Genomic DNA, 13,327 nt, shown 5'->3' with positions numbered 1-13,327 from the left:
GACCTGACTGTCCACAACGGACCGACGATGGAAAGGACATCCGGTGACTGACACGACGGCCGTGATCGCCGACCTGACGACCGAGGCCGAGGGCGTGGACGCGCTCGTCGCCGGTCTTTCCGAGACGGAGTGGGACACCCCGACCCCGGCGCCCGGCTGGACCGTGCGCCACCAGGTCGGGCACCTCGGTTTCATCTTCAAGATCGCGGGCCTCGCCGCGGCGCAGCCGGACGCGTTCGTCGCGATGACGAAGGCGATCGGCGGTGACCTCGACGCCGCCGTCAACGGCGCGCTCCAGGAGTACCTGGGCGGCCCGGCGGAGGTCCTGCTGAACCGCTGGCGCGCCGAGCGCGACCAGGGCATCAAGGCGCTCGCCGCGGTGCCCGGCACCGAGCTGGTGCCGTGGCTGGTCAACCCGCTCCCGCCGTACGTGCTCGCGTGCGCCGGGATGATGGAGGTCTTCGCCCACGGCCAGGACATCGCCGACGCGCTGGGCGTCCGCCCGGTCCGCACCGATCGTCTCGCGCACCTCGTCGGCTTCGCCGTGCGGGTCCGCGACTTCGGGTACCAGGCCCGTGGCCTGACGCCGCCCGAGCAGGAGTTCCGCTTCGAGATCACCACGCCGTCCGGGCGGCTGCTGGCCTTCGGGCCGGAGGACTCGCCCGAGCGCGTCACCGGCAGCGCCGAGGACTTCTGCCTGCTGGTCACGCGCCGGCGGCACCCCGAGGACCTCGACGTGCGCACCGAGGGTGGCCTGGCCCGGCAGTGGCTGGAGCTGGCCCAGGCCTACCGGGGCCCGGCGGGCGAGGGGCGCAAGCCGGGGCAGTTCAGGGCTTGACTGTCCTGAATGGACGAACGGGGACGCGGTGGCGGATTTGTCCGCCGTTGCGCAACCGGGCGCCGGGGCAGGCAGAAAGAAGAGGCTAGGGGCGCGGGAGTCCATGCTTGACGGGACTGCGCCGGGTGCCGGCGGCGGAATCCGCCGCCGGCGCCGAACAGAAGACTCGGCCGGGGGCGAGACCCGCGCCGGACAGCACCGGGAACCGTCGCCCCGGGCGACGGACGGGCTCGAGAGCTATATGGGAGTGCGGTGGCATGAGCGTTGAGCGGATAGCGATCGTCGGGATCGGCCTGCGGTATCCGGACGCCCGTTCGCTGGAAGAGCTCTGGGAGAACGTGCTGGCGGGCCGCCGCGCGTTCCGCCGGCTGCCCGACGAACGGATGAACCGGGCCGACTACTACTCATCGGACCCGTCCGCCCCGGACCGGTTCTACGCGCAGAAGGCCGCGGTCCTGCGGGACTTCGAGTTCGACCGCGTGGCCTACAAGGTCGCCGGCAGCACCTTCCGCGCGACCGACACCACACACTGGCTCGCGCTGGACGTGGCCGCGCAGGCCCTGGCCGACGCCGGGTTCCCCGAGGGCGAGGGCCTGCCGCGCGAGGCGACCGGTGTCGTCATCGGCAACAGCCTCACGGGCGAGTTCTCGCGCGCCAACATCATGCGGCTGCGCTGGCCCTACGTCCGCCGCACGGTGGCCGCCGCGCTGGCCGAACGCGGCTGGGGCGACGAGGAGACCGGGTCCTTCCTGCGGGAGCTCGAGGTCCAGTACAAGGAACCGTTCCCGGAGATCAACGAGGACACCCTCGCCGGCGGGCTGGCGAACACCATCGCCGGGCGCGTCTGCAACTACTTCGACTTCGCCGGCGGCGGTTACACGGTGGACGGCGCCTGCTCGTCCTCCCTGCTGTCCGTGGTGAACTCGGCGAACGCGCTGGCCCAGGGCGACCTCGACGTCGCCATCGCCGGCGGCGTCGACCTCTCGATCGACCCGTTCGAGGTGATCGGCTTCGCCAAGACCGGTGCGCTCGCCAAGCGCGAGATGAAGGTCTACGACGCCGACTCGAACGGCTTCTGGCCGGGCGAAGGCTCCGGCATGCTGGTGCTGATGCGCGAATCCGACGCCATCGAGCAGGGCAAGCGCATCTACGCCTCGATCGGCGGCTGGGGGGTGTCCTCCGACGGCAAGGGCGGCATCACCCGGCCCGAGGCGGCCGGGCACCGGCTCGCCCTCAAGCGCGCCTACGACCGCGCCGGTTACGGCGTCGAGACCGTCTCCTACTTCGAGGGCCACGGCACCGGCACCGCGCTCGGTGACGCCACCGAGATCGAGGCGCTGTCGACCGCGCGGCACGACGCCGACCCGCTGGCCGCGCCGGCCGCGTTGTCGACCATCAAGGGCAACATCGGGCACACCAAGGCCGCGGCGGGGGTCGCCGGGTTGATCAAGGCGACCCTCGCCGTGTACCACCAGGTCATCCCGCCGGCCACCGGCCACTTCGACCCGCACGAGAAGCTCACCGGCGACTCCGCCCGGATGTACGTGCCGCGCGAGGCGCAGCTGTGGCCGTCCGACGCCCCGGTCCGCGCCGGTGTCTCGGCGATGGGCTTCGGCGGGATCAACTCGCACGTCACGGTCACCGAGGCGCCCGGCGCCGCGCGCCGTCCCGAGATCGACGAGCGGACCCGCGCGCTGGTCTCCGGCCGGCAGGACGCCGAGCTGCTGCTGCTCGACGCCGACGACGTCGACGCGCTGCGGGCCCGGGTCACCGGGCTGCTGGAGATCGTGCCGAAGCTGTCGATGGCCGAGCTGACCGACTTCGCCGGGCAGCTGGCCGGCGAGCTGAGCGGCAAGCCCGTGCGCGCCGCGGTCGTCGCGACCGGCCCGGAGGAGGCCGACCGCAAGCTGACGCGGCTCTTGGAGCTGCTGGGTGACGACGGGTCCGTCTTCGCCGCCACCGACGGCATCTTCGCCGGCCAGGGTGTCGGGCAGCCGCGCGTCGGCTTCCTGTTCCCGGGCCAGGGATCCGGGCGTGCCACCGACGGTGCCGTGCGCCGCCGGTTCACCGCCGCCGACGACATCTTCCGCGCCGCGGGCCTGCCCGCCGGTGCCGACCACGTCGCCACCGAGGTCGCCCAGCCGCGGATCGTCGCCGGTTCGCTGGCCGCGCTGCGGGTGCTGCACCTGCTCGGCATCGAGGCGCACACGGTCGCCGGGCACAGCCTCGGCGAGCTGACCGCGCTGCACTGGGGCGGTGCCCTGGACGAGCGCGCGGTGCTGGGGCTGGCCAAGATCCGCGGCAAGGTGATGGCCGAGACCGCCGCCACCGAGGGTGGCGGCGCGATGGCCGGCATCGCCGCGTCGCCGAGCCGGACCGAGGAGCTCGGCCTGGGCTCCGACGTCGTCATCGCGGGCTACAACGCCCCCGAGCAGACGGTGATCTCCGGCCCGGCCGTCGCCGTCGACCGGGTGATCGCCCGGGCCCACGCCGAGGGTGTCACCGCGACCCGGCTCAAGGTGTCGCACGCGTTCCACTCGCCGCTGGTCGAACCGGCCGCGGCCGCGATGACCGAGCGGCTCGAAGAGATCCCGTTCGCCCGCCTCGAGCGCGCGGTCGTCTCGTCGGTGACCGGCGACGTCCTGCACGCCGCCGAGAACCTGCCTTCCCTGCTGCGCGACCAGATCGTGCTGCCGGTCCGCTTCCGCGAGGCCGCCGCCAAGGTGGCCGAGCGCAGCGACCTGGTGATCGAGGTCGGCCCCGGCCGGGTGCTCTCGGGCCTGTTCGAGGAGATCGCGCCGGGCACGCCGGTGCTGGCCGTCGACACCGACAGCACCACGCTGAGCGCGGTGCTGCGGGTGGCCGGCGCGGCCTTCGCGGCCGGTGCGCCGCTGACGCCCGCGCCGCTGTTCGAGGGCCGCGTGGTCCGCCCGCTGCCCGAAGACGGCGTCTTCAACTTCCTCGCGAGCCCCTGCGAGGCGGCGCCGGAGATCGACAGCGAGCTGGCCGCCGAGCTGGCCCAGGAGAAGGCCGAGTCCGTTTCGTCGGCCGCGGCCGACCACGACGGCAGCGCGAACGCCACGCTCGACCTGCTGCGCAAGCTCGCCGCCGAGCGCGTCGAGCTGCCGCTGGAGACCGTCACCGCGGACACCCACCCGCTCGACGACCTGCACCTGTCCTCCATCACGGTCGGGCAGCTGGTCAACGACGTCACCCGGGCGCTCGGCCGGCCCGCGCTGGAGGGCATGCCGAACTTCGCGACGGTCTGCCTCGGTGAGCTCGCCGAGATGATCGACGAGCTGGCCCAGACCGCGAAGCCCGCCGACGCCAACGGCGGCAGCGAGGTCCCGGGCGCCGGCCCGTGGGTCCGCCCGTTCGCCGTCGAGTACGTCCCGGCACCGCGGCCTGCGGCCGACCTGACCTCGGGTGCCGGCAACGCGCGCTGGGAAGTGTTCTCGACGCCGGGGCACCCGCTGGCCGAGCCGCTGCGCGCGGCCCTGGCCCGCGCGGGCGCCGGTGACGGCGTGCTGCTCTGCCTGCCCGCCGACTGCGACGCGAGCCACACCGGGTTGTTCCTGGAAGCCGGCCGCACCGTCATGGCCGCGGCCAACGGCACGCGGTTCGTCGTCGTGCAGCACGGTCTCGGCGCGTCCGGCCTGGCGAAGACCCTCCGGCTCGAGGACCCGTCGGCCCGCACCACGATCGTCGACCTGGCCGACCCGACCCCGGCCGACCCGGCCGCGGTCAGCGAGGCCGTCCGGCTCGTCGTCGCCGAAGTCGCCGCCACCACGGACTTCGCCGAAGTCCGCTACGGCGCCGACGGCGGGCGCACGGTGCCGCGGCTGGTCGCGGTCGCCCCGGCGCCCACCGGCCCGATCCCCGAGTCGCTGGACCCGGGCGACGTCCTGCTCGTCACCGGTGGCGGCAAGGGCATCACCGCGGAAAGCGCGCTGGCGCTGGCCAAGGACTCCGGCGCGAAGCTGGCCCTGCTCGGGCGCAGCGACCCGGCGGACGACAGCGAGCTGGCCGAGAACCTCGACCGGATGGCGGCCGCGGGCATCGACTACCGCTACGAACGCGCCGACGTCACCTCGGGCACCCAGGTCGCGGACGCGATCGCCCGGATGCAGGCCGAGCTCGGCCCGGTCACGGCGGTGCTGCACGGCGCCGGGCGCAACGAGCCCGCCGCGCTGTTCAGCCTCACCGAGGAGGCCTTCCGCAAGACGCTCGCCCCGAAGATCGGCGGCCTCAACGCCGTGCTGGACGCGGTCGACCAGGACCGGATCAAGCTCCTGGTCACCTTCGGCAGCATCATCGGCCGGGCCGGCCTGCGCGGCGAGGCGCACTACGCCACGGCCAACGACTGGATGACCGAGCTGACCCTGCGCTTTGGGCGCAAGCACCCGCAGGCGCGGGCGGTCGCGCTCGAGTGGTCGGTCTGGTCCGGCACCGGCATGGGCGAGAAGCTCGGTGTCGTCAGCGCCCTCAAGCGCGACGGCATCACGCCGATCCCGACCGAGGACGGCATCGCCATCCTCAAGCAGGCCCTGGCCGACCCGGCGGTGCCGCCGGTGCTGGTCGTCTGCGGGCGCACCGGCGGGCTGGCCACGCTGCCGATCCAGCGCAAGGAGCTGCCGCTGACCCGGTTCGTCGACCGCGCGGTCGTGCACTACCCCGGCGTCGAGCTGATCACCGAGGCGGACCTGTCCGACGGCTCCGACCCGTACCTGACCGACCACCTGCTCGACGGGCAGCTGCTCTTCCCGGCGGTGATCGGGATGGAGGCGATGACCCAGGTCGCGGCGGCCACGCTCGACCGGACCGGCACGCCGGTGCTGTCCGATGTGGAGTTCCTGCGCCCGATCATCGTCTCGCCGGGCGGGTCCACCACGATCCGGCTGGCCGCGGTCGCCGCCGACGCCGACACCGTCGACGTCGTGCTGCGCAGTGACGAGACCGGGTTCAGCGCCGACCACTTCAAGGCGCGGCTGAACTTCGCGCGGCCCGCGGAGATCGGCCCGGCCGTGCTGCGGGACACCGACGTCCCGTCGGTCCCGGTGGAGCCGATCACCGAGCTGTACGGCTCGGTCCTGTTCCAGGGCAAGCGGTTCCAGCGGGTCGTGGGCTACCGCCGGGCGAGCGCGCGGCACGCGGTGGCGGAGATCGCCACCACCGCGGACAACACGTGGTTCGCCCCGTTCCTGCCGCAGGAGCGGCTGCTGGCCGACCCGGGCACGCGGGACGCGATGATGCACGCGATCCAGTGCTGCGTCCCGGACGCGACCCTGCTGCCGCAGGGGATCGAGAAGCTCTACCTGGCCGAGCCCGGCGCCCAGCACCCGGAATACGTGCTGCTGGACGCGAAGGAGCGGCTGCAGGACGGCGACAGCTACATCTACGACCTCGACGTCCGGAACCCGGACGGCCGGCTCGTGGAACGCTGGGAAGGCCTGATGCTGCGGGCGGTCCGCAAGACCGACGGGGCCGGGCCGTGGGTGCCCTCGATGCTCGGCTCGTACCTGGAGCGGGCCTGCGAGCGGATGCTCGGCGGCACCCGCGCGGTCGTGCTGGAGCCCGACCCCGCCGGCGTCGAGGTGGGCGGCATCGCGGAGCGGCGCGCCCAGACCGCGCTGGCGGCGAGCCGGGCCCTCGACCGGCCGGTCGAGATCCGCTACCGCCCGGACGGCAAGCCGGAGATCGACGGCGGCGAGATCACCGCGTCGCACAGCTCCCGGCTGACCCTGGTCGTGGCGGGCACCGGCCAGGTGACCTGCGACGTCGAGACCGTGCTCGAGCGCAGCGACGAGGACTGGGCCGGGTTGCTCGGCGAGGACCTGCTCTCGGTCGGCCGGCTGCTGGCCGCCGACGCGGGCGAGTCGGTCGCGGTGGCGAACACCCGGGTCTGGAGTGCGCTGGAATGCGTCCGCAAGACGGGCGCGATGACCGAGTCCCTGACCGTGCGCCGGGTGGAGGCCGACGGCTGGGCCCTGCTCGCCTGCGGCCCGGTCCGGATCGCGACCTGGGCCACGACCGTCAACGACCGGACCGAGCCGGTGGTCTTCGCGGTGCTGCAGGCAGAGGAGAGCTGAGCAATGTCCGACTACTACGAGATCCGCCACACGGTCGGCTTCGAAGAGACCAACCTGGTGGGCAACGTCTACTACGTGAACTACGTGCGCTGGCAAGGCCGGTGCCGCGAGATGTTCCTGAAGGAGAAGGCGCCCGCGGTCCTCGAAGAGGTCCGGCACGACCTGAAGCTCTTCACCCTCAAGGTGGAGTGCGAGTTCTTCGCCGAGATCACCGCGTTCGACGAGCTGTCCATCCGGCTGCGGCTGGAGGAGCTGACCTCGACGCAGATCCAGTTCGCCTTCGACTACGTGCACCTGCACGACGACGGTGAGCGGCTGGTCGCCCGCGGCCGGCAGCGGATCGCCTGCATGCGCGGCCCCAACACGGAAACCGTGCCGTCGCGGGTGCCCGAGCAGCTGCGCGAAGCGCTGGCGCCCTACGCGGTGACGACGGTGAACGGCAAGGGAGCGTGACGTGGCGGACGCCGGGGAAACCATCGACCGGACGGTGCTGAAGCGGCTGCCGACCCCGCCGGGCCGCCGGCACCTGTCCACCCAGACCGGGCTGCGCGAGGTGATGGCGCAGTTCGCCACCGGGGTCACGGTGCTCACGGCCGGGGGCGAGGACGGGCACGGGATGACGGCCAACGCCTTCTCCTCCGTGTCGCTCGAGCCGCCGATGGTGCTGTGCTGCGTGGCCCGGGCCGCCCGGATGCACGACGCCATCGTCAGCGCCGGCTCGTACGCCGTGAACATCCTCGCGGCCGACCAGCAGGAGCTGTCGAAGTACTTCGCCGACTGGCGCCGCCCCAACGGGATGGCGCAGTTCGACTCGGTGAACTGGACGCCGGGCGCGAAGACCGGGTCGCCGCTGCTGACCGGGGCGCTGGCCTGGCTCGAGTGCGAGCTCGAAGCCGTCTACGAGGGCGGTGACCACTCGATCTTCCTGGGCCGGGTGCTGACCTCGAGCCGGGGGTCGGGGGACGACGCCCTGGTGTTCTACGGCGGCCGCTACCACGAGGTCGACGGCCGCGCCCGCGCTGCTTGAGTGACAGGGGGACACGATGTTGGTGGCGGTGACCGGGGGGACCGGTTTCCTCGGTGCGCACACCGTGGCGGCGTTGCTGCGCCACGGGCACCGGGTGCGGGTGCTGGCGCGGGATCCCGCGCGGGTGCCGGCCGCGCTCGTCCCGCTCGGCGTCGCGCCCGGCGCGGTCGAGGTCGTCCGGGGGGACGTCACCGACCCGGCCGCCGCCGCCCGGCTCGTGTCCGATGTGGACGGTCTGCTGCACGCCGCCGGCGTCTACACCTTCGACCCCCGGCGGCGCACCGAACTGCGGCGGGTTAACGAGCACGGCACCGACGTCGTGCTCGGGGCGGCCCGCCGCGCCCGCATCAGCCGGATCGTGCACGTGTCCACGGTCGGGGCCCTGTACCCCGCCGCGGCCGGCACGATCGGGCCGGGCTCCCCGGCCGGCGCGTCACGAGAGCCTTACCTGGCCTCGAAAACGGCCGCCGAGACGATCGCCCGCCGCCACGGCGCGACGATCACCCGGCCGCCGGCGCTGCTCGGCCCGCACGACCCGCACCTGGGCGACCAGAACGCCCGGCTGCGGGACCTGCTGCGCGGTTTGACACCGATCTGGCCGACGGGCGGCCTGCCGATCGGCGACGTCCGCGACAGCGCCGAACTGCACGCGCGCCTCTTCGACGGCGTCGCTGCCGCCGGCCGGGAGTACTTCGGCCCGGGCACGTTCGTGACGACGCGGGAGTACCTGGCGACCGTGCGGGCGGTCACCGGTCTCCGGCTCCCGGCGGTGTTCCTGCCGCCTGCCGCGCTTTCCGGCGTCGGCCGCACGGCCGACGTCCTCCAGCGGATCTGGCCGCGTCCGGTGCCCGTGCAGTACGGCGCGATCCACGTGTGCGCGGTCGCCGTCCCGGTCGAGGCGGGGGCCCCGGACGCCGGGGTGGCGCCCCGGCCGCTCGCGGAGACCGTGGCGGACACGGTGAACTGGCTGGCCGAGAGCGGCGCCCTCAGGGCGCGGCGGGCCGGCGCGGCTTTCGCACGGGAGAGCGCACTGCGTCGCCGGGGTGCGCCGGAAGCCGGGGACACCGCGGCGGGCGGCGCCGGCCCGGCCGCGCCGCCGACGTCAGCTCCTTCGACAGTCCCAGCAGCCGGATCCGGCACCACCGGGTCCGGACCGATCGGAAAGGCAGTGGCATGACCGCGCACGAGGAGACCGAAGGCACCGCTCGCCCGTTCCGGCTCGTCCGGGAACCGATCGCCGCGCCGGCCGCCGTCCAGGCGACGCCGGAGCCCGCTCCGGAGCCGCCGCCGGTGGTGGCCCGCCCGATGCCGCGTCTCGGCCGCGGCATCGTCTGGAGCACCATCGTCGCCGAGATCGAGCAGGACCACCAGGAGCGCCTCGGCCGCCTTCGGGACGCGGCGTGAGCGGTCCGTCCGACGCCGGCGCCCAGCGCACCGACGAAGCCGACGTGGTGCCCCTGTCCGACGGCGAACGCCGCGGGCCGGGGCACCACCGCCGGTCGCTGCCCGCCGGCGAGGCCCAGGTCATCTCCCTGCACCCGCAGGCCGACCCCGAGCCCGGCATGCCGTTGCTGCGCAAGCGGCGCGACGAACTGGCCGCGCACGTGGCCGACGGCAGGCTCGACGCCGTCCGGCGGCAGCACTCCCTCGGCAAGTTCACCGCCCGCGAGCGGCTGGCCCTGCTGCTGGACGAAGACTCCTTCACCGAGCTCGAGCCCTACCGGCGCCACCAGTCCCGCGGGCTCGGGCTCGAGGACAACCGCCCGTACACCGACGGCGTGGTCGCCGGTTCGGGCACGATCGACGGCCGCCGGGTGTTCGTCTACGCCCAGGACTTCACGCTGTTCGGCGGTTCGCTCGGCGAGGCGCACGCGGCGAAGATCCACAAGGTGCTGGACCTGGCCGTGGCCACCGGTTCCCCGGTGATCGCGCTCAACGACAGCGGCGGCGCGCGCATCCAGGAAGGCGTGATGGCGCTCAACGGCTACGGCGGTATCTTCCGCCGTCAGGTCGAGGCGTCCGGGGTGATCCCGCAGATCAGCGTCATCCTCGGCCCGTGCGCCGGCGGCGCGGCGTATTCGCCCGCCCTGGCCGATTTCACGTTCATGGTGCGCGACACCGGCTGGATGTTCCTCACCGGCCCGGACGTCGTCGAATCGGTGACCGGGCGGCGGGTCACCGCCGACGAGCTCGGCGGCGCCGACACCCACGGCCGGCACTCCGGCGTGGCCACCGTCGTGCACGACGACGAGGAGAGCTGCCTGGCCGACGTCCGGTACCTCGTTTCGCTGCTGCCGCGCAACTACCTCGAGCCGGCCCCGGCCACGCGCGAAACCGGCGCCACGGCCGACTGGCGGCCGCGGCTGGCCGAACTGGTGCCCGCCGAGCCGAACCGGCCCTACGACATGCGAGACGTCTTCTCGGAGATCGCCGACGACGGCGAGTTCTTCGCCCTGCACGAAACCTGGGCGCCGAACGTGCTGTGCGCGCTGGCCCGCGTCGACGGCCGCGTCGTCGGCCTGGTCGGCAACCAGCCCGCCGTGCTGGCCGGCGTGCTCGACGGCCCGGCCTCCCAGAAGGCGGCGCGGTTCGTGCGGTTCTGCGACGCCTTCGGCATCCCGCTGGTCACCCTGGTCGACGTGCCCGGCTTCCTGCCCGGCGTCGAAGAGGAGCGCGGCGGCATCATCCGCCAGGGCGCGCAGCTGCTGCACGCCTACTGCGAGGCCACGGTGCCGCGGATCCAGGTCATCCTGCGCAAGGCCTACGGCGGCGCGTACATCGTGATGGACTCCCGGTCGATCGGCTGCGACCTGTCCCTGGCCTGGCCGACCAACGAGATCGCCGTCATGGGCGCGGAAGGGGCGGTCAACGTCCTGTTCCGCCGCGACCTCGCCGCCGCGGCCGACCCGGCCGAGCTGCGCGCCCGGCTGGTCCGCGAGTACGTCGCCGAGTACCTGGACCCCCAGTACGCGGCCGAGCGAGGCCTGGTCGACGACGTCATCGACCCGGCCGACACCCGCGGCGCGATCGCCCGCGGGCTCGCCATGCTGCAGGACAAGCGCAAGCCCGGCCCGCAGCGCAAGCACGGCAACCACCCGATCTGAGGTATCCCATGGGGCCAACCGACCCGACCGCGCCCGGCATCCGGGTGGTCCGCGGCCTACCGGACGACGCCGAGCTGGCGGCCCTGATCGCCGCCCTCCTCGCGGCGTCGGCGGCGCCTGCCGAGGCCCCCGCGCGGTCGCCCTGGGCGGACCCGGCCTTCCGCCGGGACGCACCCCTGGCGGCCCGCCAGGGCGCCTGGCGGCTGTCGGGGCTGCCCCGCTGACGCCCTCTGCCTCGCGGAAAGCCGTGAAGGCCCCCTTACCGGCCCAAGACGCCGGTAAGGGGGCCTTCACGGCTTTCGCCTGACCCAGGAGGATTCGCGGCCGCCCTCGCGCTCGCCCGGATGTCCGGGCGCGGCAACTCGCAGTCCGAGACGCCGCGACCCGGCGACCCCGGAACCCGGAGCCCCGGAACCCGTGGGCAGCCGAATGCCGTGAGGGGCACCCTCAGGGACATCCGGTCCCTGAGGGTGCCCCTCACGGCATAGGCAGGCCAGCAGGCTTTCGCGGGAGCCCCGCCTTTCTGCCGCTGGACGGCCGGGAACCGCCAACACACCGCCCGCAGCGGCCAACACGCCGCCTGGAGCGGCCAACACACCGCCCGCAGCGGCCAACACACCGCCCGCAACGGCCAACACACCGCCTGGAGCGGCCAACTCGCCGGGGGCGGCCGATGAGCAGCCGGGCGCGGCCAACTCGCGGCTAGGAACGCCAACACCGCCGGCAGCGGCCAATTCGCTGCCAGCAGCGGCCGACATGCGGCCGAGAACGGCCAAACTCGCTGCCCGCAGCGGCCAACACATGGCCCGGAATCGCCAACACACCGCCCGCAGTGGCCAACTCGCCGGGGGTGCCGGCGTGACGGCCGTTCCTGCGGCTGTGTCGGCCCTTCCGGGCGCCGTGCCGGCCGCTCCGGGACGGGCCCAACGGCGAGGGTCAGGCGGCTTCGTCGGCCTCGAAGACGTCGTAGGCGTCGAACTCGTCGCTGTCCCACGGTGGTGCCCACCGCCGCGCCGCCAAGAGCCGCGCGCGCCCGGGTGGCCCGGGGGCGGAGTCGGTGGCGGCCGGGTCCGGGGCGGTCACCGGTCGTCCACCGGAAGGGGGCGGTCGCTCACCCAATCGGTCCGGATCAGGGCGAACACGTCGAGATCGTCGTCGTCTTCGGCGAAGATCTCGTAAGGGTCAAGGCGTTCGGTCATCAGGCACCTCAGAGTCGAAATCGGAGGTCGAGGCGTGCGGAACTCACGTCCGTCCAGCACACCGCGTCCCGCTCCCGGCGGGCATCTCGTGGGCTGCGCACCGGGAGGTCTCGATCGGCCGGTCAGCGGCGTACGAGGGGTTCTCGACGCCGATGCCGCACCATGGAAGGTCACCAGGAGCGAAACGGAGGTACCGCGATGACCGCGTCCCAGACCCGGATCGACCGTGCACTGCCGGTGGCGGGGCTCGTCCCCGGGCCCCGCACCGCGCCCGAAGAGGCCGGCGAACTGCTCGTCGCCGAGGCGCTGGGGGAGATCCCGGCGCCGGCCCAGCGGGAGTACGTCCGTGACACGATCGTGCTGGGCTACAACTGATTCTCCCGCCGGCGCCGCAAGATCCGAGATGCCGGGACGGCCCGGGCACCGCCACACTGGAAGCTGTTTCGCACCGGGAGTCCCCGGCGCCGTCGGGACCCCTGGCCGGGTCCCGCGAGCGTCCGGGTCCGGCCCCGGTCCGTCGGCGCGCGCTCGGTAGGGAGGCCAGCGGATGGCTATGCGCCTCCAGCTCGTTGCGGGTCTCGAGGTGCTCGAGGAATGGGCGGACTCGGCGACCCAGGCCGAGCGGAACGTCCTTTACGAGGCATTGTTCGCGATCGGCGACGGCTCGGTTTTTCTCATTTACGACGTATTCGGTGACCCGGACGACATTTTCAATTTCATCGTCATGGTGAAAGCCGATCTGATGGTGAAGATCTCCGTCCAGCGGGCCGAGTCCGCGTTCGAGATCCTCTACGTCGGCAGCCTGGACGACGACGCGTCGGCGGTGGTCACCGAGATCGCGGCCGAGGTCGAGGTCGAGGTGGACGTCGACGACGGCTGACTCGGCCGCGGCGGGCAGCGCCCGTTGCGCCGAACGGCGCAATTGCCCTCGTGTCAGAAGGCCCACCCGGGTAAGCGGGATGGCCCCGGCAAACGTGCATTCGTCACCTTGACATCGTCTCCGGCCCTGTGGAATTCTCGGCTTGGTCGCAGTTCAATGGGGGCTTTGAGGGGCAAATCAAGGAGGCTGC

General features: G+C 73.4%; 11 protein-coding genes. 10 read left to right on the top strand and 1 reads right to left on the bottom strand.

The features are described from left to right. Positions 1 to 43 precede the first annotated feature (43 nt). From OHS18_RS19190 to OHS18_RS19155, 8 genes are all read left to right on the top strand, one after another. Positions 44 to 838 carry a TIGR03084 family metal-binding protein gene (locus OHS18_RS19190; protein ID WP_328617955.1) on the top strand — a complete coding sequence of 265 codons (795 nt, stop codon included), beginning with the start codon at positions 44 to 46 and terminating at the stop codon, positions 836 to 838. Between the two features lie 257 nt (positions 839 to 1,095). Further along, complete coding sequence (locus tag OHS18_RS19185) at positions 1,096 to 6,927, top strand: type I polyketide synthase (RefSeq protein WP_328617954.1); 5,832 nt, start codon at positions 1,096 to 1,098, stop codon at positions 6,925 to 6,927. 3 nt (positions 6,928 to 6,930) lie between these two features. Further along, complete coding sequence (locus OHS18_RS19180) at positions 6,931 to 7,380, top strand: acyl-CoA thioesterase (protein ID WP_328450687.1); 450 nt, start codon at positions 6,931 to 6,933, stop codon at positions 7,378 to 7,380. 1 nt (position 7,381) lies between these two features. Then, positions 7,382 to 7,954 carry a flavin reductase family protein gene (locus OHS18_RS19175; RefSeq protein ID WP_328450689.1) on the top strand — a complete coding sequence of 191 codons (573 nt, stop codon included), beginning with the start codon at positions 7,382 to 7,384 and terminating at the stop codon, positions 7,952 to 7,954. 28 nt (positions 7,955 to 7,982) lie between these two features. Next, complete coding sequence (locus OHS18_RS19170) at positions 7,983 to 9,131, top strand: NAD-dependent epimerase/dehydratase family protein (RefSeq protein ID WP_328617953.1); 1,149 nt, start codon at positions 7,983 to 7,985, stop codon at positions 9,129 to 9,131. Beyond that, the gene (locus OHS18_RS19165) at positions 9,128 to 9,358 is read left to right on the top strand and encodes a DUF6222 family protein (RefSeq protein WP_328450693.1); all 231 of its coding nucleotides are present in this window, start codon (positions 9,128 to 9,130) and stop codon (positions 9,356 to 9,358) included. The genes OHS18_RS19170 and OHS18_RS19165 overlap by 4 nt, the downstream gene beginning before the upstream one ends. Positions 9,359 to 9,516: 158 nt before the next feature. Then, on the top strand, positions 9,517 to 11,058 hold the full coding sequence (locus OHS18_RS19160) for an acyl-CoA carboxylase subunit beta (RefSeq protein WP_442875421.1): 1,542 nt from the start codon (positions 9,517 to 9,519) through the stop codon (positions 11,056 to 11,058). Positions 11,059 to 11,066: 8 nt separating this feature from the next. Beyond that, positions 11,067 to 11,282, top strand: a complete 216-nt coding sequence (locus OHS18_RS19155) for an acyl-CoA carboxylase epsilon subunit (protein ID WP_328617951.1) — start codon at positions 11,067 to 11,069, stop codon at positions 11,280 to 11,282. A gap of 712 nt (positions 11,283 to 11,994) precedes the next feature. On the opposite strand, the gene OHS18_RS19150 is transcribed toward OHS18_RS19155, so the two are convergent. Beyond that, entirely contained in the window at positions 11,995 to 12,141 is a 147-nt protein-coding gene (locus OHS18_RS19150) for a hypothetical protein (protein ID WP_328617950.1), read from the bottom strand. Between the two features lie 314 nt (positions 12,142 to 12,455). On the opposite strand from OHS18_RS19150, the gene OHS18_RS19145 reads away from it, so the two are divergent. Together OHS18_RS19145 and OHS18_RS19140 are read left to right on the top strand one after the other, a co-directional pair. Beyond that, positions 12,456 to 12,632, top strand: a complete 177-nt coding sequence (locus OHS18_RS19145; protein ID WP_328450699.1) for a hypothetical protein — start codon at positions 12,456 to 12,458, stop codon at positions 12,630 to 12,632. A 172-nt stretch (positions 12,633 to 12,804) separates the two neighbouring features. Next, positions 12,805 to 13,137 (top strand): DUF6235 family protein, encoded by a 333-nt coding sequence (locus tag OHS18_RS19140; protein WP_328450701.1) that lies wholly within the window; start codon positions 12,805 to 12,807, stop codon positions 13,135 to 13,137. Positions 13,138 to 13,327: the final 190 nt, after the last annotated feature.

Origin of the sequence: Amycolatopsis sp. NBC_00355 (assembly GCF_036104975.1) — a bacterium.
Lineage (GTDB): Bacteria > Actinomycetota > Actinomycetes > Mycobacteriales > Pseudonocardiaceae > Amycolatopsis.
Note: the sequence above shows the minus strand (reverse complement) of the source record. Positions and strands in the feature narration are given on the sequence as shown.